The sequence below is a fragment of the Streptomyces sp. NBC_00986 genome (assembly GCF_045162565.1).
Classification (GTDB): Bacteria; Actinomycetota; Actinomycetes; order Streptomycetales; family Streptomycetaceae; genus Streptomyces.
The window spans coordinates 193788-216014 of sequence record NZ_CP108733.1 but is presented as its reverse complement, the minus strand read 5'-3'; the positions used below and the strand labels follow the sequence as shown (position 1 = coordinate 216014).

Below are 22227 nucleotides of genomic sequence, written 5' to 3'. Positions count from 1 at the left end.
CATGACCGAGTTCGCTGCCTCCACCGCTCCCGTCGATGTCGTACGGCGTCAGTACCTCGCCTCCGCGGCAGGTGACCTGGAGGCACTTCGGGTCACCCTCGCACCCGACGTCGAGTGGACGGAGATGGCCGGCTTCCCTCTCGCCGGTACCTACCGCACCCCCGACGGCGTCACCGCCAACGTCATGGAGAAACTCGGCCAGGACTGGGACGGCTGGACCGCCCACGACGACACCTACGTTGTCGACGGGGAGAACGTCGTCGTCCTCGCCCGCTACACCGCGGCCAACAAGGCCACCGGGAAGCCGATCGACGTCCGCGTCGCCCACCACTTCGTCGTACGCGGCGGACACATCGTGCGCTTCGAGCAGTTCGTCGACACCGCGCTCGTCCGCGATGCCATGACCGCGTAACCGCACCACCCGGCCCCTCGGAGAGCAGGAGAAGCTCGTGTCCGCTGCCGACAACAAGGCGCTCGTCATCGCGTTTAACGAGCAGGCGTTCAACGACCATCGGCCGGAGCAGGCCGCCGCCGCGTATCTCGGCGAGAGCTACACCCAGCACAACCCGGAGGCGCAGGGACAGTCCGCAGGCGTTCGTCGGCTACGTCCACTGGCTGCGCGGTCAGTTCCCGGAACAGCGCCTGGACATCAAGCGGGCTGTCGCCGAAGGGGATCTGGTCGTTACCCGGGCAACGGCACGGATCGAATGGCCGGACGGAGGCGTGACCACCTTGGCCACCGGAGCCCCCACGACGTGGCCAATGGAGCGCCCCACTGAACGGCCGGCATCGCCCAACCGCTATGACTGAGCCGGGTTTACGTCCCGCGGAATCCAGGTGTCTTCCCCGGGCCGTGGCCGCTGTTTGCCGTGTGTGGTTCGCCGAGGTGGATCTATGTCTCACACACGGTGAAAAATGACCAGCGGTGGTGAGCGGAGCCAACGCCCCGGGTGGGGCGGTGGTCCTACGTTGGAGCGCATGACCAACACCAAGCTCCTGAGTTCGGTGCAGATGGCGCACTTCGTGTCCCACGGCTCATTGAGGCTGGACGCCGTGGTGCCGCCCGAGCTGAACGTCGTAGGGATCGAGGCATTGCGCAAGAGCGTTCCGGACGTTGCCTACGGCAGCAGTGTGCCGGACGCCTACCCTGAGGGGTCCTTCGCCCGTCTCCTGCTCGAAATCCCGGAGGTGGCAGGGGCGTTGCGCAGCCTCGTCGGGCCCGAACCCAGTGTCGACCACCATGCCGTCCACATCCGGGAGCCCCGTCAGGGGCAGGCGCAGCCGCTGCACGGGGACGCGATCATCGACGTGCGCACCGACGCGTTCGACGTACAGCTGATGTACTACCCGCAGGACGTGACGCTGGACATGGGCGGAACCCTCAGCGTGCCGGGGAGTCATCTGCGGCGTACGAATGAGTCGGACACCGGTCGCTACCAGAACCTGAGAGGGCAGAGTCGGCTGGTCTGTCCCGCCGGCACCGTGGTGTTTCTGCACCATGGTCTGTGGCACGGAGGCCGGCGCAACGACAGCGATGCCGTCCGGTACATGTTCAAGATCCGCTTCAATCCCACCGTGCGTCAACTCCGGTTGTGGGACACGTCGGACCTGGGAGATCCTCGCGTCGCCGCGGAGCTGTCGACGATGTTCCCGTGGTACGAGCAGGCCACCGGACGCCTGGAGATCTACAACCGAGTCCTTCTGTGGCGCTCGCTCACGGGTGACGACACCTTCGACCTGGAGCACTGGGTGTCGCGGGTCTCCAACCGTCCCGAGAGGCAGGCCGCATGAGCATGCGTCAGCAGGTCTTGGTGCTCTACCTGGCCACCTCCGCACTGGACGCGGATGTGGTGGGCTGGTCTCTCTACGACGGCACGGGGCTCACGACACCGACGGCGGGCGACAGTGACAAGCCCCCGTACACTTCGGGCGTCCGTGCCCTGGAGGACGGCTGGAGACTGTTCCAGGCAGCTCAGCTGATTCCCCCGTATCCGGGGCACGAGTACGACGTGTCGTTCCTCAAGCATGAGTTCTTCTTCGAAAAACTGGCGGACACGGGCGTCGCCTGACGTCCAAGATCCGACCCGGCCGGTCGGTCCCGCGTTCGGCGCGGGACCAACCGACCCGATGGGTCGGCGCGGCGATCGGTTCGGATCGTCGGTCGGCCCGAGCAAGGCCGTGTCCTGGCCCGGCGGCAGGCAATAGGCGCTGCGGTACTCGCTGTTGAACTGGGTGGCGCTCACGTATCCGACGGGTCTGTCCAGCCGACGGCGTGATGCCGTCGCGACCATCGGTCGTGCTCAGCGTGTCCGTCGGGTCTCAGACACGCCAATGCACTTTGAACACCCATGCGTGCTGCCCCGCGTTGCGTGCGGCTTCGGGGACGTCGATCACCAGCGCCCCGTTGCTGAGGCTCCATGTCAGGGGGCGGCCGTGGCCGAGCATCGTCACCTTGTCACCGCTGCGGATCGGGACCGGCGCTTCGACGGTGAGTTTGGTGCTCGGCTTGGCCAGGGAGTGGATGTAGAAGGCCTCGTCGGGACGGACCGTGAACCTCAGGTCGTCGCCGAGCTGCGCCATCCGCGACCAGTACGTCGTGTCGTAGATCGCCTCGCCGTTGACGCGCAGCCAGCGGCCCGTCTCGCGCAGCCGGGTCTGCATGATCTCGGGGATCGAGCCGTCGGCCCGAGGGCCGATGTCGAGAAGGAAGTTGCCGTTCTTCGACACGATGTCGACGAGGTTGCGCACGACCTCCTCGGCCGTCATGTAGCCGTCGTCGGGGGTGGCCCGGTTGTAGCCGTAGCTGAACGGGTCGAGGCCGCGGCTGGACTCCCACTTGGCGACGACCGTGTTCTCGTACGTCGTGTACTCGGGCGTGGTGAAGTCGTGGAAGGCGATTCCCGAACGGTCGTTGACGGTCACGTCGATCGGACGGCGGCGGTTCTTGGCGTGGTTGAAGTACTCCGCCAGCACATGGAGGCTGTCGTTGGCGCCGCCTATGTCGCACCAGATGAGCTCGGGGTCGTAGCCGTGGATCAGTTCCAGCATCTGCGGGGCCTGATACTGCGTCACATAGTCCTTGCCCGCGGTGTATCCGGTGTACGGCACCGGCTCAAGGGTGTACGGATTGCGTGGGGCGTGGCCCATCCACGGGTTGTCGGGGTTGAACCACTCCGGCATCGAGAAGTAGAGCCCGCGGTGGAGTTCGGGCGTGTGGCGGCGTGAGGCGTCGAAGAGTTCTTTGACCAGGTCCCTCTTCGGGCCCATCTTGACCGCGTTGCGGTCGGAGACCTTGGTGTCCCACAGCGCGAAGCCCTCGTGGTGTTTCGAGGTGAGCACGTGGTACTGGGCGCCCGCGTCGCGGAACAGTTCCACCCAGGCCCGCGGGTCGAACTTCTCGGCGGTGAAGCGCGGGATGAAGTCGTCGTAGGCGAAGTCCTCGCCGTAGGTGTCCCGGTGGTAGGCGTACGTCGGGTTGTTCGGGTCCTGCATCTGGTCCCAGTACCACTCGGCGTACTGCTTGCCGACCGGCGCCCAGGCGGGCACCGAGTAGACGCCCCAGTGGATGAAGATGCCGAACTTGGCGCCCTGGAACCAGTACGGCGCCTGGTGGCCGGCGAGGGAGGCCCCGGTGGGTCCGTAGTCGGAGACGCCGAGGGTCAACTGCTTGCGGGACACCGCGACTTGGGAGCCGCGTCCGGTCACGGTCACCGTGCCGTCCCGCACGGTGCCGGGTGTCACACCGCTGCGGATGCCGACGCGGACGCGGGCCTGCTCACCGGGGTCCAGGCGCCGGACGCGGGCGGCCTCGACCGTACGGGCACCCTCGGCGTCGACGCGCACGGACACTCCGTCGCCCGCGAGGATCGCGACCGTACCGGCGTTCACGACCGTCGCCTCGACGCTCTGTGCGCCGGACGACTCCAGCAGCGAGTTGGTGGAGTGGGCGTCGCGCAGGGTCAACGCCCGTCCCTGGGCGGCGGGTTGCAGGGAGAGGGCGAAGACGTGCAGGGAAGTCCTGCCTGCCTCGGCCGGGTTGGTGACGGGGAGGGTGAGGGCGACGGCCTCGCGCTGCGGGTCGAGCCAGACCTCCGAGGTGCCGATGCCGACGCCGTGCTGGTCCTCGGTGCCGTCCGGCCGGTAGCGGTACGGGGCGGAGAGTGTGCCGCCGGCCGCGTACCAGTCGGCGCCGCCGAGGCCTGCGGTCGTGGTGGAGCCGTCGGCGTAGTGGACGGTGGCGTTGCCGGAGGCGTTGCCGTAGCTGCCCGAGGTGAGGAAGACGGCCGAGAGGTAGCGGCCCTGTGGGAGTTCGACGCGCTGGCCCAGGGCGACGACGTTGTTCTTGGCGCCCGCGGTCGAGGAGGGGAAGAGGAAGGGGATGCCGTCGACCTCGACGCGGCCGGTGGGGAGTTCCTCGCCCGGGAAGGTGTAGCCCGAGCCGTCGAAGTCACCGCCGCGGGCGGTGGTGGTGTCGATGCCGTCGTTGTCGTAGAGGTCGTCGAGCGGGACGGGGACCGGCTCGGGGACGGGAACCCATGGCCCGGCGTGCTCGGCAAGTGGTTCGTCGGCGTGTGCGGCGGTGGCTGAGGTGAGGGGAAGGGCTGCTGCTGCGGCGACTCCGGCTGCGGCGCCCAGGACCTGACGTCTCGGATACGTACCCATGAGCGGCTCCAATTCATCGGATGTCTGATGATTGAGGAGAGCCGAGACACTGTCAACAGTGGGGACAGGGGGAGGAGTTGGAGGAATTCATAGGATGAAAAGTAGGGTCGCTCGGCTGCATGTCCTGTTCGGCCAGTTACTGGTGGATCTCAGTCGCACCAACGCGCGGCCTGAGCCGGTCCGGCCCCCTGAACCGTCCGCGGTACCCACGCCGTCCACTTGTTTCTCGGTTCTCGACGAGGTGCCCGGGATCGGTGTACGCAGAGAGCGGGAGGGGAGTCCGGCATGGGTAACAGCCTCCGAACAGAGGTACGGCTCGCGCAGCCGGGGCAGGCTCACCACGTGGGTGACCATCCTGTCCTCGGCTTCCGGCACGTCCAGCCCGAGCTCGTCGACCTGCCGGAGCTCGACCAACTGGCCTGAGTGGGAGGAGGGTTGGGTCAGTCGTTCGACATGAACGGAGAGTCTGCTCAGATCGTTCAGGTGGGCGAGGTCGGCCGGCACCCGGTGACGGCCGAGGCCCGGACCGTCAGCCTGCCTATGCCGTCGGCCGGGAGCTGCCGCAGGAACGGCAGCCGTACCGTCGTGCGCGGCCTGTATATCCTCGTACCCGGCCCGCAACGTCTCCCTGACCACCGCCATCGTGCTGCCGCGACCGCCGGCCGATGACATACTGCGCGGCACTCTCGACCGCCTCCCCAACTCCCGCGACCGGCTCAGCTTCGTGCTCGCCGCCGTGCACGCCCTGAGCACCCACGACCAGCGCCCCCTGCTGCTGGACGACCTCGACCACAGCCGCGCCACCCTCCGCGTGCGCCGCACCGGCAAACCCGTCCACACCGTCTACCTGGACGAACTCACCCACCGCCTGGCACGGCAATGGCTCGCCGCACGCCACCGACGCCGGCCCGCCACCACCAGCCCCTACCTGCTGGTCACCGCCCGTACCGCCACTGACGACACCCGGCCCCCGGTGTCGATCGAGGCGATCAACAAGCCCCTGCGCGTCCACGGCCACCAGGCCGGCCGCCTGCGCGTGGACCGCATCCTCAACGAGGCCCAGCACACCGACGACCCCCTCCACCTCATCCGGCTCTTCGGCCTCTCCCCCCCCCGCACTGCCATGAAGTACATCCACGCCGCGCGCCCGCACCGCAGCCAGAGGACCCGATCATGTCCTGAGCAGCACAAGCTGTAGGAATGTGAGGTGCTTGGGCGCTCCTACCTGGAACGTCGCGGTGTTGAGGGTCCCAGTAGTTCTCGCGGAAGAACAGCACTACGCCGTGCGGCAGCCCATTGCTCTGGGCTCGGCCCCCGACCGAGCGAGGCTGGGTGCGGCGTTGACCCTCACGGCTAACGTGACTAGTCTATGGCTAATCACGTTAGCCATTTTGGTGGAGGACGGCATGACCGAGCACCTGAGAATCGGCAAGAACACCGTCGCCTTCGACGTGACCGGGGAGGGTCCCCTGGTCGTGCTGGCGCACGGTATCGGCGACAGCCGGCACTCCTACCGCTTCCTCGTTCCCGGCCTGGTGGCCGCCGGATACCGGGTCGCGAACGTCGACATCCGCGGGTGCGGTGAGTCCAGCCTCGGCTGGGACGGTTACAGCCGCACCGACATCGCCGGAGATCTGGTCGCCGTCGTGCGTCACCTCGGCGGCCCGGCCGTGATCATCGGGCAGTCGATCAGCGGCGGCGCAGCGACCATCGCGGCCGCCACCGCGCCCGACGTGATCAGCGGAGTGATCGAGCTGGCTCCGTTCACCCGTGCGCAGCCGGTCGACCTGGGCGGGCTGATCCGGGTCAAGCGCTTCCGGACCGGGTACACGCGGATGGCGCTGGTCATCGTCCGGGGACGCCTGGCGGACTGGAAGAAGTACCTCGACGTGGCCTACCCGGCCAAGCCCGCCGACTGGGACAGCGAACTGGCCCGCATCGAGGCCACGTTGAGTGAGCCCGGCCGGATGAAGGCCCTGCAGGACATGTGCAAGTCCAAGCCCACCGACGCCGGCGCCCAGCTCGCCCACGTCACCTGCCCGGTCCTGATCGTCGAAGGCAGCCTGGACCCCGACTGGGCCGACCCCCGCGGCGAAGGGGCGAAGATCATCGCCGACCTGCCCGCCGGCCTCGGCGAGCTCGCGGTGATCGACGGCGCCGGCCACTACCCGCACGCCCAGACCCCCGACCAGGTCCTCGCGCTGGCCCTGCCGTTCCTGGCCAAGGCGGCCGGCCGTGCCTAGGGCCGGACTCACCGCCGCGGCGGTCACCGAAGCCGCCGCCGCCCTGGCCGACGAGGTCGGGTTCGACCAGCTCGGCATGAGCCTGGTCGCCGAACGGCTCGGGGTCAGGACCCCCTCGCTGTACAAGCACGTCAGCGGCCAGACCGACCTCGCCCACCGGATCGCCATCCTGGCCATGAACCAGTGCGCCGACGCCATCCGCGACGCCATCCAGGGCCGGTCCGGCACCGAAGCCCTGGCTGGCGGCGCACAGGCGATGCGGACGTTCGTCAAGGACCACCACGGCCGGTACGCCGCAGCCAACGCCGCCCGCCCGACCGGACCCGACGACCCCCTCATCGACGCCCTCAACCGGGTGGTCGACTCCTGGGCGGCCATGCTGCACGGCTACCGGATCGACCCCGACCAGCAGATCCACGCGCTGCGGATGCTGCGCACCGTCCTGCACGGATACGCGTCCCTCGAAGCAGCCGGCGGGTTCCGGTTCGCCACCGACATCGACGACAGCTTCACCTGGATGATCGACTTCATCGACCACGGCCTGCGGGAGACCACGGCCACCAGCACCCCCTCCCGTAGGGCCGCGCCGGGCGGGACGCTCTGACCCGCCGTGGACCGCGCCCCACGCCGTTCCCCGGCCCCACCGGCCACCGCCGGTGGACCACCCGCTCGCCGAACCCCCGCCCCTGTCCTCCCGCACCAGCCAGAAGTGGAAACCATCATGAAGCCGGTCCTCACCGCGGTCATCGACATCGACGCCACCCCGCAAGCGGTGTGGGACGTCCTCACCGACTTCGCCGCCTACGGTGAGTGGAGCACCTTCGCCGCAGCCGAAGGAACCGCTCGAGTGGGAAGCCTCGGGCTCGTTGTTGGGTACTCGGGGCGAGAGCACCTTCGATCCGTCCGTGTCGATTACCGTGCAGTGATGCGCGGCCTTGCCGGCATCCGTCCCTGCCCAGAGCTCGGGCACCCGAGCCTCCCTCGTCGATCGGTTGACTGGTCCCTGCAGACGACCACGCCGACGTGTCCTTACGAAGCGATCTCTGTTCGCTCATCCCAATGAGTGGCCGTGTCGTCGCGGAGCACTGGACGGCCTATCAGTCAAAGCCACACGTACGGCATGAGCGCTTTCAGCCACACCCAGACCCCTGGGTCTGCCGATCGTACGAAGGACCGGAATCAACCCGCCAACAAGGTAAGGAGCGCTTCAGTTGGTTCTGACCGCTCTTCCGTGATAGCTACGGCACAAGGAGGACGCGGGCTCTGAGCAAAGCGAACGAGGCTCGACCGTACATTTGCCGCTTGATCGTTTTTATTCTGTTGACGTGTCCTTCCACGATGCCGGAGCTGTAGGGCAGGGTGAGGCCGGCGGTGACGGCGTGGAGGTCTTGGCGGATGGAGTCGGCGAAGATGCCAATGGCGTCGGGGCCGCCCAGCTCGGCCTTCTGGATCCAATCCCGGAGTAGGTGGCCGCGACGGTCGCGAAGCATGTCGGTGAACTCCCGCGCGAGGTCGCAGGCCAAGGCGATCTCTGGGCAGGCACTCCGAACAGCCTCCAGCCGGGCAACGTCAGAGAGCCCAAGTGTCTCCTGGGGGCGCATGATCCATGAGGTGATATCGCGAGGACGGGGAGTCATCGAGCGGGCAGGGACCGCGATGCCCTCCCGGATGGCCATCACGTAGCGGTTCACAACGTGGTATCCGCCGGTGTAGCCGAGAGCGAGCAATTCGCGATAGAGCTGCATCGAGTTGGTGCAGCCCGTCTGGAAGCGGTGCTGCACGTGCTCAATGAACGGGTCGAGGACACCGTGCCCGCGGTCCTGCGCGGAGGCGAGGAGCCCCGCCAGGTCCTTGTTCCGGTAGCGCCGAACCGTCTTGCGGTCCAACTGCAGGCGGCGGCCGATGGCGCTGAGCGACAGGCCGGTGTCGACCAGCTCGTTGACCTCCGCGTGGCGTCGTCGGACCCGGTCCAGGAGCGGCGTCTGCGGAGTGGCCAACGGTGGGTTGGACTCTGGTCCGGCTGGTCGCCGTAGGCACTCACGATGCCGACGGCAGGTCTTCTCCACGGCCGCCGAGAGGTTCTGGAGGAGGTGCCAACGATCGGCCACTTCCAGCGCGTCCGGGGCGGCCTGCCTGATGGCCTTGGTGAATGCCATCAGACGGTCTCGACAGATGATCTCGGCGCCGGGATGCTCCTGGAGCCAGGCGGCGACCGTGCCAGTTTCTCGATCCGGCAGCACGTCCACCGGCCTGGAGGACTCGACGTCGACGAGGACGGTGCCGTAAGTCCGGCCCTTGCGGAACGCGAACTCGTCGATTCCGAGGATCCGTGGGGCCTGGTCCGGCACGGGCTGAGCGGCCAACTGCCTCAGGAGGTTCGTCCGCCGACCATGGATCCGCAGTTTCGTGCATAGGCGTTGACCCGGGCGGCCGCCGAGTTCCACGGCGACCGCTCTCATCGCCGACCGGGCCGCCGTTGAGGTACGAAGGCGCGGCTCGGTCAGGCCCGCCACCTGTTCCACGTATGTCCGGCGTCGGCACTGGCTTTGATCACAGAGGAACCGACGCACGCAGAGTCGGACGATCACCCGGTGACCACCGACGGGCAGCCCGGCTATGTGACGCCAGTAGCGGCTGTGAACGCGTGCGGCAGGATGCTGACACTGAGGGCATGGTCCTGGGGGTCCGCAGCCCGCCGCGTCGATCATCAAATAGTCGTCCGCGAGCACGGCCTGGCGCACCGTGAGGTTCAGGCCCGGGAAGAGGAAGTCTTCGACCGATTCCAACTTCATGTCGACGTCATCCCCTGGCGGAACGATCCTGCAGTCCAGCCCTTCGAGGGCCAGCCGTCAGGGGGCGACGTCCAGGGCACGAGTGATCGTCTGAACCGTCGTTCGCCACTGTTGGGCATCACTGCTCTCGACCCAGCCTGCGGCCAGCTCCGAACCGTCCTGCAGAACACAACGAAGTGCCCGACCGGCCACGGGCCGGAGCAAGAGCGGCAGGACAGGCAACGGCTCAGAAGGACCGTCATCAGGATCGATCACTACCTGACTGCCCGGAATCTGGGCCGCGACAAGAGCAGCAGCGGCAACGGCTTCGGCCGCGTCCCCACCATCCACGCGCGAACCTGAGTCCACCACTCGCTGGAAAGCCCTCGCCATCGCTTCAATTACCTGCTCAGGCGACTTCCCTGCAAGGCCATCGACGAAGTCTGCGGCCATGTCGCTGTCGAATGGACCGGTCCCCCACGTCCCCATGCACCACTCCCACCACCTGGACTTGATGGTGCCAGCATCTCAGCACGCCCTGACACTGCGGAGCAGGGCATCCGGCGATGCCCACCGTCTGGCAGTGTCCCGCGGATGGCGTGGGCCTCACGGAAGAGCGGTCAGAACCCTTCAGTTGCCCACTCTGAGCGTCACGGTTGGCCGCAGGGTAGCGACCACGTCGTCTTACTGATGCCGATCCGAGCCTCCCCTGGGCACGGCCTGGGGGGTGGCCGGACCACTAGCATCAGGCGTATCTGGATCACTGTCTCCGGATTCCCGAGGCTGATGGGGCAAACGCAACACAGACCTACGGAATCGGAGACGCACGCGATGCGCGTTGTGATCATGGGTGGGACGTCCGGGATCGGCCTCGCGGCAGCCGAGAGGCTGACGGCTGCCGGCGCCGAGGTGATCGTGACCGGACGGGACCCCGAGAAGCTGGCGGCAGCCAAGGGCCGGGTGGCCGGTGCCGAACAGATCGACGGTGCCTCGGAAACGGACGTGGCGGAGTTCTTCGAGCGGGTCGGCGCCATCGACCATCTCGTGCTGGCATTCAGTCCGGGCGCGCTCGGGTTCGGGCCGCTCGCGGACGTGAGCCTGGCCAGCATCAGGGGTGCCTTCGACGGCAAGCTCTTCCCCTACCTGTACGCGATCCAGAAGGCCGACGTCACCGGCTCGGTCACGATGATCTCCGCAGCGACCGCGAGGGCCGCCCTGCCCGGCAGCGTGGCGCTTGCCGCGGTCAACGGGGCGATCGAACGCATCGTGTCCCCACTCGCCGCCGAACTGGCTCCGGTGCGGGTCAACGCCGTGGCCCCCGGGGCCGTCGACACTCCCTGGTGGTCGTTCCTGCCGGAGGAACAGCGTGCGGCCCAGTTCACCGCCGTGGCGGCGGACCTTCCGGCCAAGCGGATCGGACGGCCCGGCGATGTGGCGAACGCGATCTCCTACCTCATCGGCGCCGACTATGTGACGGGCACGGTCCTCCCGGTCGACGGCGGGTTCACCGTCGCCTGACGTTCACGTACCCGGATTCCTGACGAGTTTCAGGAATCGGCTCTCCACTTCTGAGCCCGGTGGCAGCAGATACGACACCAGCGTCTTGTCGTCGTTCGCCACGTGCAGCTTCACGTAGTCGAGGGTGACCTCGCCGAGCAGCGGATGGTCGATCGTACGGACCTTGGGCACGAACGGCGCCAGCTCCCTGCGTCGCCACAGGCGGGCGAAGTCGGGGCTGGCGTCGGCCAGTTCCGCGATGAGTCCGGTGATCTCGGGCGCCAGGATGCCTTCGTTCGCCTGCGTGCGGAACAGCGCGACGGTGAGCGCGGCCTCCGTCTCCCAGTCTCGGGTCATCTCCCGCACCTCGGGCGCGGTGAACGTGAGCCACAGGACGTTGCGCCGCGATGCGGGCAAGGCGCCCAGGTCGCCGTAGAGGAGTTCGCAGCCGCGGTTCCAGGCCAGGATGTCGAACCGCTGGTTCACGATGAAGGCCGGGTTCGGGTCGAGGTGGGTGAGCAACAGCTCGTACTGGGCCGGCAGTTCGGCGCGCGAAGGCGCCCCGTCCGGAGGCGGTTCATCGGCCAGCCGGAACAGATGGGCACGCTCGACCTCATCAAGTCCCAGTGCCGTGGCCAGGCTCCCGAGAATCTGGCGCGAGACGCGGATATTGCGGGCCTGCTCCAGCCACGTGTACCAGGTGATGCTCACCCCAGCGAGCGTCGCGACTTCCTCGCGCCGCAGCCCGGGAGTGCGCCGCCGCCCGAAGGTTGGCAGCCCCGCGTCGGCAGGCGTGCGCCGCGCCCGCCGGCTGCGGAGGAACTCGGCAAGCTCACGCCGCCGGCCCTGCGCTGTCATCTGTCCACCACGGCTTCCGCTTCGACGGGTTCCCGGAAGTCCTCGACGCGCTGAGACCCGATGAACGGCCCATCCTCACAGGTGCCGCCAGAAAACTCTGCGTCAGGCTTCGGAAGGGGGCCCAGGCCGGAGGACGGCTGGGAAATCGCCGCCAAAGCCTGTTCTTCAGTGCATGCGAGTGTTCTTGCGCATGCCTTCATCTGCAGGAACATGGCGCCTCCAGCCGCTCGGTCACCACAGACTCCAGGCCAACCGACCTTCCCGGCCCTGGCCCAGCCAGTCCACAACTGTCTACACCCGCACGAACTCGTGTTCGTGGCCAGCTTCGATCACCCGATCGAGACTCCCGTTCGACGCAGGCGCCTCAAGATCGGAACGACAAAGCTGCTTACGCGCCGGGGTGCTCCGGCATGGCGAGCCAGTCCGACCAGGAGATCTCGCGGCCGAGGAAGCGCGGCTGCTCGAACGGCCAGTCGGCGGCGATCCACTGCGGTACCAGCTCGTCGAGGGCCTGCTCGACCTTGCTGCCCACCAGCTCGTCCACCACCCACCAGGAGATCTCGCCGTCCGCGTCGGCCCTCTCCGGTGGGTCGATGTAGACGCAGCCGAGCAGAGCTGTCTCCGCCGAGTCGAACAGCGCGTAGTTGAAAGACTGATGTGCGGCGATCTCCTTCTCGTGCCGCAACAGGTCGGCCTGGTCGGCCTCGTAGGTCATGGTGGCCGCGGGCCAGCCCCAGGCTGGGCCGAAGATGGTCCACAGCCGCTCGCGTGAACCCATCACAGCCGGATAGTCGAGCGGGGTGTCCGCCTCCCGGATCGGCCGCAGGTGATGACCACTGCCCGGCAGCGGTACCAGGACGGGATGGACGAAGCCATCGGGGAGCCAGCTCATAGCGCCCGACCGTAGCAGCGCGCGGCCGTCCGCTCCCCAGGATTTTCCCCGTACACCGCCAGGCCCTGCTCTCATGCCGGGCAGTGCCCGTGAGTACCCGAGCGAGACTCCCGTTCGATCGACAGACTCCATGATCGGTATGGCAACGGCTTCTGACTTGCTGTGCTGAATGCAGACGCGCACCAGGGGCTGCGTGTACACCTGACAGAGCGCGTGGGACCGACTCAGGGTGGGAACAGTGAGCGCATGGCAAAGGCGGTCAACAGTACGGCCGGTTTGTCCGGCCTCCTGGGGGAGGGCCACATGACCGTTCTCCGACACTCCGTATCCGTCCTCGCCCTGGAACCCGACCGGCTCCAGGAGCTCACCAAGCTGATCTTCGATTTCGCCGAATCCACCCGGGCCCAGGGAGAACAGATCGTCCTGGAAGACGGGCGGCCGGTCGCGGACGTACGACTGGTCAAGGGGCGGCATTTGCGGCCCGGCGCGCGGTACGAGCTCGCGGAGGCCGGCGCCACGGATCAGGTGGCTGTGCTCGTACGTGAGTGGCAGCGCCGCAGCGCGATCGCCGTGGAACAGCTACTGGTCTCGGACGATGTGACGGTGCGGACGGCTCTGCGACTGCGCACCCCCGACCGGCCGCGGCTGCTGGAGGTCGAAGGACAGGTGCGGGGCCCCGAGGGATCGGGGGCGCTGCGCCGGGGGTCGGGAAAGGCGCGGCTCGACCTGGCCGCATGGTGGGCGGCGACCGACCTCGCGCCCGGGGCTCTGCCTGCGGCGCGTGCCCCGGCGACGGCACGGCTGAAGCACCGGTTGGGCAAGGCGCATCTGTATCTGTGGCCGCGGCGGGCGGACGGCGGACGGTGGCAGGTGGACGTCGCAGTCACCGTGCGTGGGCGGTGGCTGTTGCGGCCGGTCGTCGCTGTCGCCCTGATGGTGGCGGGGCGCCCGGTGCGGCGAGGCTTCCGGTCCGAGGTGGAGCAGGCGGCCGACGAATGGAACCGGTCGATCGGCGAACTGCTGGCGCTCACCCCGGACGACCTCCGGGCCGAGCTGACGAGGCAGGCCACCGAGCGACCCCCGGAGGAGCCGATGGGCGCTCCGGCTTCCTGAGCCCCCCATGGGTCAGCTTCCTGGTTCCCTGCTGCCTACATGGCCAACTCGAACGCCGACTGCCCAAGTGAAGCGCAGGTTCACCAGCGCCTGAGTGAAGGCCCGGTCATCGGGGCCCTGGAGGACGGCGACCTCGTGTTCGGCATCCAGGAAACCGTCGCGGAAGCCCCGGAGGACGCGCCCGATGCCGACCATGCCGTACGGGGCCAGCTCGGCGGCGTGCAGCGCGCCCATGCTCGCGGCGCCGAACACCTCGACGCCCGAGTGGTGGGCTGATCGAGTCGTCGATCGCCAACAATGGCTCGCCGCACACTCGGGCAGCGTGAACAGCCTGGTTTTAGTGCCTGTGAGGCTCGATTCGGCCCCGGCCTCCCGGTGCGGCCCAGGCTCGGCGAGTTGGAGGACGGGAAGGCCATGGATTCCATGCACCAGACTGAGCGGCCATGGCGTTCTTCGTGACCCCTTCCATCGCCGACACCCCGGCGAGATGTTCATGCGCACTTGGATACGAAGCCATCCCGCATAGGCGGGTGAAGTTCTCTCGCTGTACGCCGACGGCACCAGTGGTGCGACATCTGTGCGCCTGCACGCCCTGCCGCGCCCGGTAGTGCGGCAGACGGGTAGGGCAGCATCTGCTCAGCTTCCGCCTGACCGCGAAGGGTCATCATGCGCTCCACCCGCTGCGCCGCGTCGTCCGTGTTGTTCACTTGTCTGGTGCTCGCGGGTTGCTCGCTCACGTCGCTCGTCAGTTCTGGCGCGACAACAAGCGGGAGCCCAGCTGCTGGTCCGGCAGGCACGGGTGCCCAGGGCGGAAGTTCGGGGCGGGTGAAGGTCGGGGCGGGTCCGCAGATGACGTACACGCTGCAGCAGCCGGCCGCGGGCTCCTGCCACTACCGATATCTCAAGGGTGAGCCGATCGAGGACCCGAGGTGCCCGCCGGGAGCGGTCTCCGCGGCGGTCGCGCAGGCGAATCTGAAGTCGACGATCTGCCGCGCGGGCGGCTACACCTTCGGCATCCGGCCCTCCACGTCGGTCACGGGCAGGGGAGAAGAGGCTGAACGCCGCCTCCTACGGTTTCACCGGCCGTATGGGGGATGCCGGGTACGACAACCTCCTGTCTGGCGTCGTGACTGTGTAGCGAGTCGTATCTCCTGTTGACAGCGCCAGCGGCATGTCGCTGACAAGCGCCCGGCGCGCAGATGACCCCGGAGTTCCCAGCTCGGGCACCAGCCGTGAAGTGAGGGTCGTGGCCCTGCTAGCGTGCCGCCGTGCCTTCGGAGATATCCCAGCTCGTTGACGAGCTCGTCGCGCAGATGAGGTCTGGTTCGACTCGTGGCTACCGGCGGGCTCTGTCGCGGTTGGGAGACACCGCGCGTGCGGGAGGTCCTGCGGGTTTGACCGCTACGGTCGAGGCCCTTGCGCCGTGGTTGCCGGGTTTGGCGGGCGACTTCGCCAAGACGGCCGTCCTGGCGGGGGCGTGCGTCGAGTGGGGCGGTTCACCAATGGCGCTGGCCAACGTACTGCCACAGCGCGCGGCGGACGCGATGATGCTCAACGATCTGTTCCCTCGGTGCTGGGCCGAAGCGGCTCCCGGGCAGCCGCTGCCGGAGCAGGTGAGCGCCAGTACGAAGCAGCTGGTGCAGGCTCTTGTCACCCTGGCCAGACCGAAAGGTCGTCCAGACGAAGAGGACATGACCCGGATCGCCATGTCCTGGTTCGACATGGAGGACTGGCTCAAGGCGCTGATCACCGTCTTGGGGCGCGGTCCCTTCCGGGCGGCGGTGCCCGCTGAGGTCAAGGCCGAGCTGCGGGAGTATGCCGCAGCGGTCGCCGACCGGTCGCAGCGCGCTGCCTGGGTCAGAGACTTGGCTGCGGTCCTGGACGACGAGCCCCTGGTCGTCCTCAACCCCCGTGCGCGTAGGGGGTATGCCCTCACGATGAGCGGTGTCGGGGACAACTTTCAGCTGCACACCCTGCTTGCGGACCGGCTCATCGGCGACTCCGGCCAAGGCATGGTTGCAGGGGTGCGCCCCGACCGCTCGTGGGTCGAGGCAGCGACGGATGCCGACCCGTACCTGGGCCCCGATAATCCGGCGCTCCGCCGTTTCCGCCTTTTCGACGGTCATGGCGCCTACGTCTACCCGGAAGGGGTGCCCGCCGACATCAAGCCGCTCGATGGCACCCGCGTGCTGGTACTGCACCCACCGAACGGAGACTTTGGCATGGGTGTCGGCCGGGTCTTCCAGAATATGACCCCCACCCTCAGCCTTGACCGGGTCCTGGGATTGGACGAGGCGGAGTTGTGGCTCACCCGCATCACCCCCGCCGTCGAGAACGACCTCATGGCTAACTAACAGATCTGCTCTGGGGCTGTCGTCGAAGCGCGAGGAGCTCACTGTGGGCCGCGGCGTGGGCGGCTGGCAACTGGGCGACTTCTTCTCGGTGTTTGCGGCGCTCGGTGGCGAGTTGCTGAGTGAGGCGGCGGACCAGGGTGCCGGCGGCTGCCTCGGCGCCGGGCGGAGCCGATCGTCAGCAGCGTCACCGTCATGAACGAACAACCCCGGATGTCACCTGATCAGCCTGCAGTTGGGCGGGGATCCCAATAACTACCGCAACCTGTGGGTGGAGCCCGCCGACCCCGGCCACAGGAAGGGTTCCGGGGTCAACAACGCGAAGGATCCGGTGGAGACGAAGCTGCACACCGCGGTCTGCAAGGGCACCGTCACCCTCGCCGCCGCAGAGCAGGCGATTGTCACCGACTGGACGACTGCGCTCAGTCGCTTCGGGCTGGTTGAGACACGGCGCAGAGCAGTTGACTAGGCATCGGCGCCTCGGTCGGTGTCTTCGGGCTTCTCCTCGGCCTGGGGCGCAGTTGTCGGCTCCGGTGCGTCGGGAGAGGTGTAGTAGACCGAGGCTCCCTGCTTGGTGCGCTGGGCCTGGCTCCTGGCCACGAGTCCTTCGAGGGTGACGCGTACGACCTTGGTCTTGATGCCACGTTCGGGGTGAGCGTTGCCGAGCGCGGTGGAGATTTCCGCGGCGGAGCGTGGCTCGTTCTGTTCGATGAGGTGGCGGCGGATGAGTTCCACCAACGTGGGTCGGGGCGCTGTCGTGCCGGCCATGGGTGTGGTTGGCTTCTTGGCCGTCGTTTCCCGCACGGCTGTGGTCTTCCGTGCCCTTTGCTTGCTGGCCGGTGCGGCCTCGGTCTTCTGCTGGGAAGCGGGCGCTGCGGCGCTCTCGGCCGCGGTTGACGGCTCATCCGGTTGGCGGGTGACGCCGAGCGCCTGCTGCATGTTGACCAGCACGCTGTGGTCCTGCTGCAGGGCGGTCAGCTGTTGCTGCAGGGCGGCGATTTCCGCGCCGATACGTTCCTGCTCTTTGAGGTTGCTTTCGAGGTCGCCGGCGACCTGGGCGATGTACTGGGATGTCAGTCCCGTGGTGACAGTTGTGCTCTCGGGCATCGTGCTGGCCTTTCCTCGTTGTGCGGCGGTGATCGACGCGGGCGGTCTCGAACCGGGTGGCGCTCTCTGTGCCGTACCGGCGGTGCGGGCGCTGTGACTGCCGCAAAATGCCTTGGCGTAGAGATACTACGGACAGGCGGAACCAGTTGTTCCCCTCAAATGGCGTCCGCTGTTCGACATGGAGGTCAGGGCCTCGCTGTCCGGTGCCTTTGCGGCGCTGCCGCAGGGCGGGTTCGTGCGCAGGGACTGGGGCAGTTGCCAGACTGCCTCGTCGGTCTCCCGGTTGTGGTGCCAGGTCGTCAGGGCGCCTGTTGTCACCAGCCGGTCGAGGAGTTCTCCGGTCTGCTGCGGGGAGTGCCCACACAGGCGGGCGAGGGCGTCCAGGTCGGTGCTGTGTTCGGTGTTGGCGGTGTGTGCGGCCAGGGCCAGGGCCAGGGCGGTCAGTCGCAGGACGGGCGGTGCCGCGGGCAGGGCCAGCGGGGCGGTGGCTTCGTCAGTGACAACCGGCTCCATTGGTAGGTCAGTTTTGGGATCAGGCACACATTCCGTGAGGCCGATCACCAGGATTCAAGGGCAGTGACGTAGCGTCGTCTGGGACGGTGGTGCGGTGTGACGAGCTCGTCAGCGTGCTGTTCCCGTACCTCGGCACCGTGCTGGTGGACGCCGTCGTCCGGCGGACGGTGCGGTCCACGTTGTGGCCAGAACCCGGAACGTCGTCGTGAGTTGTCCCGGCTGCGCGACGCCGTCCGAGCGGATACACAGCATCTACGAACGGCACCTTGCCGATGGCCCGGTGGGTGATCAGGCGGTACGGATCGATCTGTCCGTCCGGCGGTTGTAATGCGAGAAAGCTGGTTGTCCGCGCCGTACGTTCGTCGGGCAGGTCGATGGACTCACCGTGCGGTACGGCAGGCGGACTCCGGCTTTCCGCAGGGTGCCGGAGGCGGTGGCCGTGGCTCTCGCCGGCCGTTCCGGGGCTCGTTTCGCGAAGGCCCTGCACAGTGTCGTGAGCCGGATGGCGTTGCTCCGGCTGGTGATGGCCGTGCCCGATCCCGTTCGGGCTGTGCCGAAGATGCTGGGGGTGGACGACTTCGCTACACGCCGCGGGCAGCACTATGGCACCGTCATCATCGACTGCGAGACTGGTCAGCCCCTGGACCTGCTGCCCGGCCGGGACGCTGGCCGCCTGGCTGCTGGCCCATCCCGGCTCGGAGGTCATCTGCCGGGATGGGCCGGGTCCTAAGCCGACGGCGCCCGCTCCGGAGCACCCCACGCGGTCCAGGTCGCAGACCCCTTCCACCTGCTGCAGAACCTCGGCACAGCGGTGGAACGCTGCGTGCGCCGGTACAACGCCTGCCTCAAACCGCCGGACGCCGACGCGAACGGCATCGTGAACATCTCCTTCGCCGAGCCGGAGAACACGACGAAGGCGATATCGCCCATCGAGGCCCGACAGCGTGAACGCCACGCGATCGTCCACGCCCTCCTTGACCAGGGACACGGCATCCAGGAGATCGCCCGGGAACTGCACATGGGCCGCAATACCGTCCGCCGGGTCGCCCGAGTCGAAACACCCGAGCAGATGCTCAACGGCCGTCACCAGCCCCGGCCCAGCCAGCTTGACCTGCACGCCGAGCTCAAGGAGCTTGGCTATCAGGGCAGCTACCAGATCATCAGCGACTACCTGCGGCCCCGCCGCCGACGGCGCATCCGCGTCGTCGGACCGGCGCCGCCGGGCGTCCGCCATGTCACCAGTTGGATGATGCGCCACCCCGACCGCCTGCGGGACGAGGAGCGGGAGCTGTTCGCCGGCATCCTCGCCCGCTGCCCCGAAGTGGCCGCTGCCGAACAGCTCGTCCGGTCCTCCGTCGAAATCCTCACCGCCCGCTCCGGCCAGCACCTCAAGGACTGGATCCTCGCCGCCCAGACCGAGGACCTCCCCGGACTCCACAGCTTTGCGCACGGCTGGAGAAGGACTGGGACGCCGTCCTCCAGGGACTGACCACCCACTGGAACTCCGGCCCCGTCGAAGGCCGGGTCAACCACATCAAGATGATCAAACGTCAGATGTCCGGCCGCGCCAAGCTCCCTCTGCTCCGCAAGCGGGTCCTCCTCACAGCGGCAGCGAACTGGTGACCACGTCGGCGGAGTGTCAGACGCCTGCGTCATGCTGCAGGCATGAACGAAGACGCCTTCTGGCAGCTCATCGAGGAATGCAGACCCACCGGGCCGGACCCTGATTCCGAACAACTGGCAGTCGCGCTGACAGAGCACCTTGCTCAGTCCCCGGTGTTCGTCGTCACCGGCTTCGCCGAGCAACTGTCCTGGGCCCTTTACCGCTTGGACCGCAAGGAACTCGGACAGGGCCTGTCCGGTGACGCATTCCTCTACACACGCTGCGCAGTCGTCGCCGCCGGCCGTGAAGCGTTCGAAGGCGTACTCCAGGATCCGAGGGCCTTCGCACCGTTCGCCACCGACCTCATCTGGGCCGAGAGCCTGCTCTACACGCCAGACCACGCCTACGAACGCATCACCGGCGAGGAATGGGACCGCCGCACTCGGTACTCCTACGAGTCGTACTCGAACACCGGCGGGTGGGCAGTCTGAACACCGCCGATCACAGCAGCAGCCGGCCCCGACCGGATCGCCGACCACGAAGGCCGGACCACGGTCATGAAGCGACAACGCCTCCGTGGACCACGGTCGGTATCCCCTCCCACAACCCGGCCGGCAACCGTCCGTATGCTCTGCCGCGCTTGTCCGTGAATCCGCAGGCCACCATGCCTGGTTGGGCCGTGGTCGGGAGGCTGACATCCCCTCTACGCCCCCGAGTCCACGCCCCACAGCAGGAAGAAATGAGAAGTGGGTGGGACAGGCCCCGGACTGCGGGCGAGGGGACGAGCGCCGCTTGTGTGCCTCGCGCGCGAGGGCGGAGCCGCGCGCGAATCCGCAGGGGCTTTGGGGTGCGGCGTCTCGGGGCTTTCCACCTTGTACGCACGGAGCAGGCACACTACCTCGACGACGTCTTCGGATCGGCTGGCTCAGCAGCTGCGGCATGACCGCCATAGCGCCTGCTGCTCGCCAAGGACGTTTGTCTGGCCTTGCGCTCAGGGTGGCGAACGTCGCGAGCCCGAATCAGCCCCAGGGCTGCCGGCCGCGGGCCGGGAGGACAGCGGCGTTCAGGGGCTGAGGGGGTTCGCCTCGGGAGGGTCCACGGCGGTGAAAAATGCGTCGATGGGGTAACTGGATGCGTCGCGGGGGCTGCATGGTCTCTGGCGGTTGGGCGGGCTTCGGGGTGCCGGGCGGGTGGGCTGCCGAAGATCGAATACTGTTACTGAGCCTTTTCCATCCTCAGTTTGAGCTGGTCAGATCGAGGGTGAGGCTGGTGATTCTGGTCGTCGAGCAGCGGAGCTTGCGTAGGAGCCGCTAGGACTTGAGGGTGGCGATGGCTTGTTCGACCAGTGCCCGGACCTTCGCATGGGACCGGTTGACGGCCTGCTGACCGGCGGAGAGGCTGTCCCATCGGCCGCGGTAAGGGAGGCGGACCGTGCCGCCCGCGCCCTGGTAGCCCTTGATGCTCCTATAGAAGTCAAGTCGCTGAGGTAGTGCTGCCGGGGTGTGTGCGAGTGAGGGCGTGGTAGACCTCGCGGGCGATGAAGCGCTTGAGGCAACGGATGATGTCCTTCTTGGTCAGTCCCTGTTGGGTGCGGCGTGCAACGTAGGCGCGCGTGCGGGGGCAATAGCGCATCCGGACCACCGCGATCATGTGGAGGGCGCGGTTGGCCTGGCGGTCCCCGCCTCGGCTGAGTCGGTGTCGGTCGGTGCGTCCGGAGGAAGCCGGAACTGGAGCGGCGCCGCACAGAGCGGCGAACGCGGCCTCTGTGCGCAGGCGTTCGGGGTTGTCGCCGGCCGTGACCAAGAGCTGGCCGGCGGTCTCGGTGCCCACGCCGGCCACGTGCGACGGCGTCACCGACAGACCGACGGATCAAGGCAAGGACACGAGATTCCGGTCAGTCAGCCCAAGGGACAGATCTATCGGTGACGCCATCACCCATCATCACTGTCCGCCCAGCAGTTGATGCCGGCCTCGGCGAGAGCGTCGATGATGCCGTACTCGCGCGCGGCCCGGCGTCGTGGACGGCTCCGGCCAGGGCGGGTGAAGCCCAGATGAGACGTCCCTTCGGGTCGGCTATGACCTGCACGTTCATGCCGTGCTTCTTGTGTTTGCCCGAGCAGAAGGGACGGTCGGCGGCGATCCGGTCGATCGGCGGCAGCGTTCCGTCCAGGATCAGATACGCCTTCATGGACGCGGTCCGTACTGCTTCGGCGAGCGTGGGGGCGAGGGCGGCCAGGACCTCGACGGCGTCGATGACGTACCGGTAGACGGTGGTGGTACCGATCCCGAAACCCGCCGCGCAGGTACTCCATGGCGTGGCGCGGGACGTCGAGCGTGGCAACATAGGTGACCAACGTGAAGCCTCTGGTTCAGCAGACGATCTTGTGACAGAGACCCTGTCCTACCAGGGGCTTCACCCCTATCTGCGACCGGGACCCACCTGCCCGACGCCACACCCGCGAAGTGCGTGATGCGTGTGAACCAGGCTGATTGCGCATGCCCAGCTTCAACTCATGCCCTGGGGAATACACCTATCCGTATCACGGATCCGTCACCTGCGATCTACAGTGAGTGAATGGGGTTTCGTGCTCGCTCGGCAAACGAGGTCTTCCGTTAC

At 67.7% G+C, this 22227-nt stretch carries 23 protein-coding genes and 4 pseudogenes; 15 read left to right on the top strand and 12 right to left on the bottom strand.

Going from position 1 to position 22227, the window contains the following annotated elements; genetic code table 11:
- Position 1: 1 nt before the first annotated feature.
- The 3 genes from OG504_RS00830 (at position 2) to OG504_RS00820 (ending at position 2069) form a co-directional block, all read left to right on the top strand.
- Positions 2 to 412 carry a nuclear transport factor 2 family protein gene (locus OG504_RS00830; protein WP_405987890.1) on the top strand — a complete coding sequence of 137 codons (411 nt, stop codon included), beginning with the start codon at positions 2 to 4 and terminating at the stop codon, positions 410 to 412.
- A gap of 566 nt (positions 413 to 978) precedes the next feature.
- On the top strand, positions 979 to 1791 hold the full coding sequence (locus OG504_RS00825; protein ID WP_405987889.1) for a phytanoyl-CoA dioxygenase family protein: 813 nt from the start codon (positions 979 to 981) through the stop codon (positions 1789 to 1791).
- Positions 1792 to 1793: 2 nt separating this feature from the next.
- A complete protein-coding gene (locus OG504_RS00820; RefSeq protein ID WP_405996228.1) occupies positions 1794 to 2069 on the top strand; it encodes a hypothetical protein in 276 nt (91 codons plus the stop codon).
- 250 nt (positions 2070 to 2319) lie between these two features.
- On the opposite strand, the gene OG504_RS00815 is transcribed toward OG504_RS00820, so the two are convergent.
- Positions 2320 to 4662: an alpha-L-fucosidase gene (locus tag OG504_RS00815; protein ID WP_405987888.1), complete on the bottom strand. Its 2343-nt coding sequence runs from the start codon at positions 4660 to 4662 to the stop codon at positions 2320 to 2322.
- A gap of 285 nt (positions 4663 to 4947) precedes the next feature.
- On the opposite strand from OG504_RS00815, the gene OG504_RS00810 reads away from it, so the two are divergent.
- The 5 genes from OG504_RS00810 to OG504_RS00790 all read left to right on the top strand — a co-directional run bounded on the left by OG504_RS00810 (position 4948) and on the right by OG504_RS00790 (position 7968).
- Positions 4948 to 5085, top strand: coding sequence for a hypothetical protein (locus OG504_RS00810; RefSeq protein ID WP_405987887.1), 138 nt, complete (start codon positions 4948 to 4950; stop codon positions 5083 to 5085).
- Between the two features lie 220 nt (positions 5086 to 5305).
- Positions 5306 to 5860 carry a hypothetical protein gene (locus OG504_RS00805; protein ID WP_405987886.1) on the top strand — a complete coding sequence of 185 codons (555 nt, stop codon included), beginning with the start codon at positions 5306 to 5308 and terminating at the stop codon, positions 5858 to 5860.
- Between the two features lie 208 nt (positions 5861 to 6068).
- On the top strand, positions 6069 to 6905 hold the full coding sequence (locus tag OG504_RS00800; RefSeq protein ID WP_405987885.1) for an alpha/beta fold hydrolase: 837 nt from the start codon (positions 6069 to 6071) through the stop codon (positions 6903 to 6905).
- Positions 6898 to 7509, top strand: coding sequence for a WHG domain-containing protein (locus tag OG504_RS00795; RefSeq protein ID WP_405987884.1), 612 nt, complete (start codon positions 6898 to 6900; stop codon positions 7507 to 7509). Before OG504_RS00800 ends, OG504_RS00795 begins: the two co-directional genes overlap by 8 nt.
- Positions 7510 to 7626: 117 nt before the next feature.
- On the top strand, positions 7627 to 7968 hold the full coding sequence (locus OG504_RS00790; RefSeq protein WP_405987883.1) for an SRPBCC family protein: 342 nt from the start codon (positions 7627 to 7629) through the stop codon (positions 7966 to 7968).
- 175 nt (positions 7969 to 8143) lie between these two features.
- Here OG504_RS00790 and OG504_RS00785 read toward each other — a convergent pair whose 3' ends face one another.
- Together OG504_RS00785 and OG504_RS00780 are read right to left on the bottom strand one after the other, a co-directional pair.
- A complete protein-coding gene (locus OG504_RS00785) occupies positions 8144 to 9697 on the bottom strand; it encodes an ISL3 family transposase (protein ID WP_405987882.1) in 1554 nt (517 codons plus the stop codon).
- A 57-nt stretch (positions 9698 to 9754) separates the two neighbouring features.
- A complete protein-coding gene (locus tag OG504_RS00780) occupies positions 9755 to 10165 on the bottom strand; it encodes a DUF4259 domain-containing protein (protein WP_405987881.1) in 411 nt (136 codons plus the stop codon).
- 342 nt (positions 10166 to 10507) lie between these two features.
- On the opposite strand from OG504_RS00780, the gene OG504_RS00775 reads away from it, so the two are divergent.
- Complete coding sequence (locus tag OG504_RS00775; protein ID WP_405987880.1) at positions 10508 to 11194, top strand: SDR family oxidoreductase; 687 nt, start codon at positions 10508 to 10510, stop codon at positions 11192 to 11194.
- A gap of 3 nt (positions 11195 to 11197) precedes the next feature.
- Here the strand turns inward: OG504_RS00775 and OG504_RS00770 are convergent, their stop codons facing one another.
- The 3 genes from OG504_RS00770 to OG504_RS00760 all read right to left on the bottom strand — a co-directional run bounded on the left by OG504_RS00770 (position 11198) and on the right by OG504_RS00760 (position 12923).
- Positions 11198 to 12031 carry a helix-turn-helix transcriptional regulator gene (locus OG504_RS00770; protein ID WP_405987879.1) on the bottom strand — a complete coding sequence of 278 codons (834 nt, stop codon included), beginning with the start codon at positions 12029 to 12031 and terminating at the stop codon, positions 11198 to 11200.
- Positions 12028 to 12243: a hypothetical protein gene (locus tag OG504_RS00765; protein WP_405987878.1), complete on the bottom strand. Its 216-nt coding sequence runs from the start codon at positions 12241 to 12243 to the stop codon at positions 12028 to 12030. Before OG504_RS00765 ends, OG504_RS00770 begins: the two co-directional genes overlap by 4 nt.
- A 176-nt stretch (positions 12244 to 12419) precedes the next feature.
- Positions 12420 to 12923: a GNAT family N-acetyltransferase gene (locus OG504_RS00760; protein ID WP_405987877.1), complete on the bottom strand. Its 504-nt coding sequence runs from the start codon at positions 12921 to 12923 to the stop codon at positions 12420 to 12422.
- Between the two features lie 303 nt (positions 12924 to 13226).
- Here OG504_RS00760 and OG504_RS00755 point away from each other — a divergent pair, with 303 nt between their 5' ends.
- Entirely contained in the window at positions 13227 to 14036 is an 810-nt protein-coding gene (locus tag OG504_RS00755; protein ID WP_405987876.1) for a hypothetical protein, read from the top strand.
- A 12-nt stretch (positions 14037 to 14048) separates the two neighbouring features.
- Here the strand turns inward: OG504_RS00755 and OG504_RS00750 are convergent, their stop codons facing one another.
- Positions 14049 to 14270 (bottom strand): TfuA-like protein, encoded by a 222-nt coding sequence (locus tag OG504_RS00750; RefSeq protein ID WP_405996227.1) that lies wholly within the window; start codon positions 14268 to 14270, stop codon positions 14049 to 14051.
- A 1160-nt stretch (positions 14271 to 15430) separates the two neighbouring features.
- On the opposite strand from OG504_RS00750, the gene OG504_RS00745 reads away from it, so the two are divergent.
- Positions 15431 to 16390: a hypothetical protein gene (locus OG504_RS00745; RefSeq protein ID WP_405987875.1), complete on the top strand. Its 960-nt coding sequence runs from the start codon at positions 15431 to 15433 to the stop codon at positions 16388 to 16390.
- 214 nt (positions 16391 to 16604) lie between these two features.
- Positions 16605 to 16856, top strand: a pseudogene (locus tag OG504_RS00740) (hypothetical protein); the annotation flags it as partial.
- Here OG504_RS00740 and OG504_RS00735 read toward each other — a convergent pair.
- Together OG504_RS00735 and OG504_RS00730 are read right to left on the bottom strand one after the other, a co-directional pair.
- Positions 16853 to 17494: a hypothetical protein gene (locus OG504_RS00735; protein ID WP_405987874.1), complete on the bottom strand. Its 642-nt coding sequence runs from the start codon at positions 17492 to 17494 to the stop codon at positions 16853 to 16855. The pseudogene OG504_RS00740 and the gene OG504_RS00735 overlap by 4 nt on opposite strands.
- A gap of 126 nt (positions 17495 to 17620) precedes the next feature.
- Positions 17621 to 18007, bottom strand: coding sequence for a hypothetical protein (locus tag OG504_RS00730; protein WP_405987873.1), 387 nt, complete (start codon positions 18005 to 18007; stop codon positions 17621 to 17623).
- Positions 18008 to 18188: 181 nt separating this feature from the next.
- On the opposite strand from OG504_RS00730, the gene OG504_RS00725 reads away from it, so the two are divergent.
- From OG504_RS00725 to OG504_RS00715, 3 genes are all read left to right on the top strand, one after another.
- The gene (locus tag OG504_RS00725; protein ID WP_405987872.1) at positions 18189 to 18335 is read left to right on the top strand and encodes a transposase family protein; all 147 of its coding nucleotides are present in this window, start codon (positions 18189 to 18191) and stop codon (positions 18333 to 18335) included.
- 495 nt (positions 18336 to 18830) lie between these two features.
- Positions 18831 to 19496: a helix-turn-helix domain-containing protein gene (locus OG504_RS00720; RefSeq protein ID WP_405987871.1), complete on the top strand. Its 666-nt coding sequence runs from the start codon at positions 18831 to 18833 to the stop codon at positions 19494 to 19496.
- A gap of 176 nt (positions 19497 to 19672) precedes the next feature.
- Entirely contained in the window at positions 19673 to 20101 is a 429-nt protein-coding gene (locus tag OG504_RS00715; RefSeq protein WP_405987870.1) for a DUF4240 domain-containing protein, read from the top strand.
- A gap of 744 nt (positions 20102 to 20845) precedes the next feature.
- On the opposite strand, the pseudogene OG504_RS00710 reads toward OG504_RS00715, so the two are convergent.
- The 3 pseudogenes from OG504_RS00710 to OG504_RS00700 form a co-directional block, all read right to left on the bottom strand.
- Positions 20846 to 21067: pseudogene (locus OG504_RS00710) on the bottom strand (IS5/IS1182 family transposase); the annotation flags it as partial.
- Positions 21068 to 21083: 16 nt separating this feature from the next.
- Positions 21084 to 21440, bottom strand: a pseudogene (locus OG504_RS00705) (transposase); the annotation flags it as partial.
- A 116-nt stretch (positions 21441 to 21556) separates the two neighbouring features.
- Positions 21557 to 21921: pseudogene (locus OG504_RS00700) on the bottom strand (transposase family protein); the annotation flags it as partial.
- Positions 21922 to 22227: the final 306 nt, after the last annotated feature.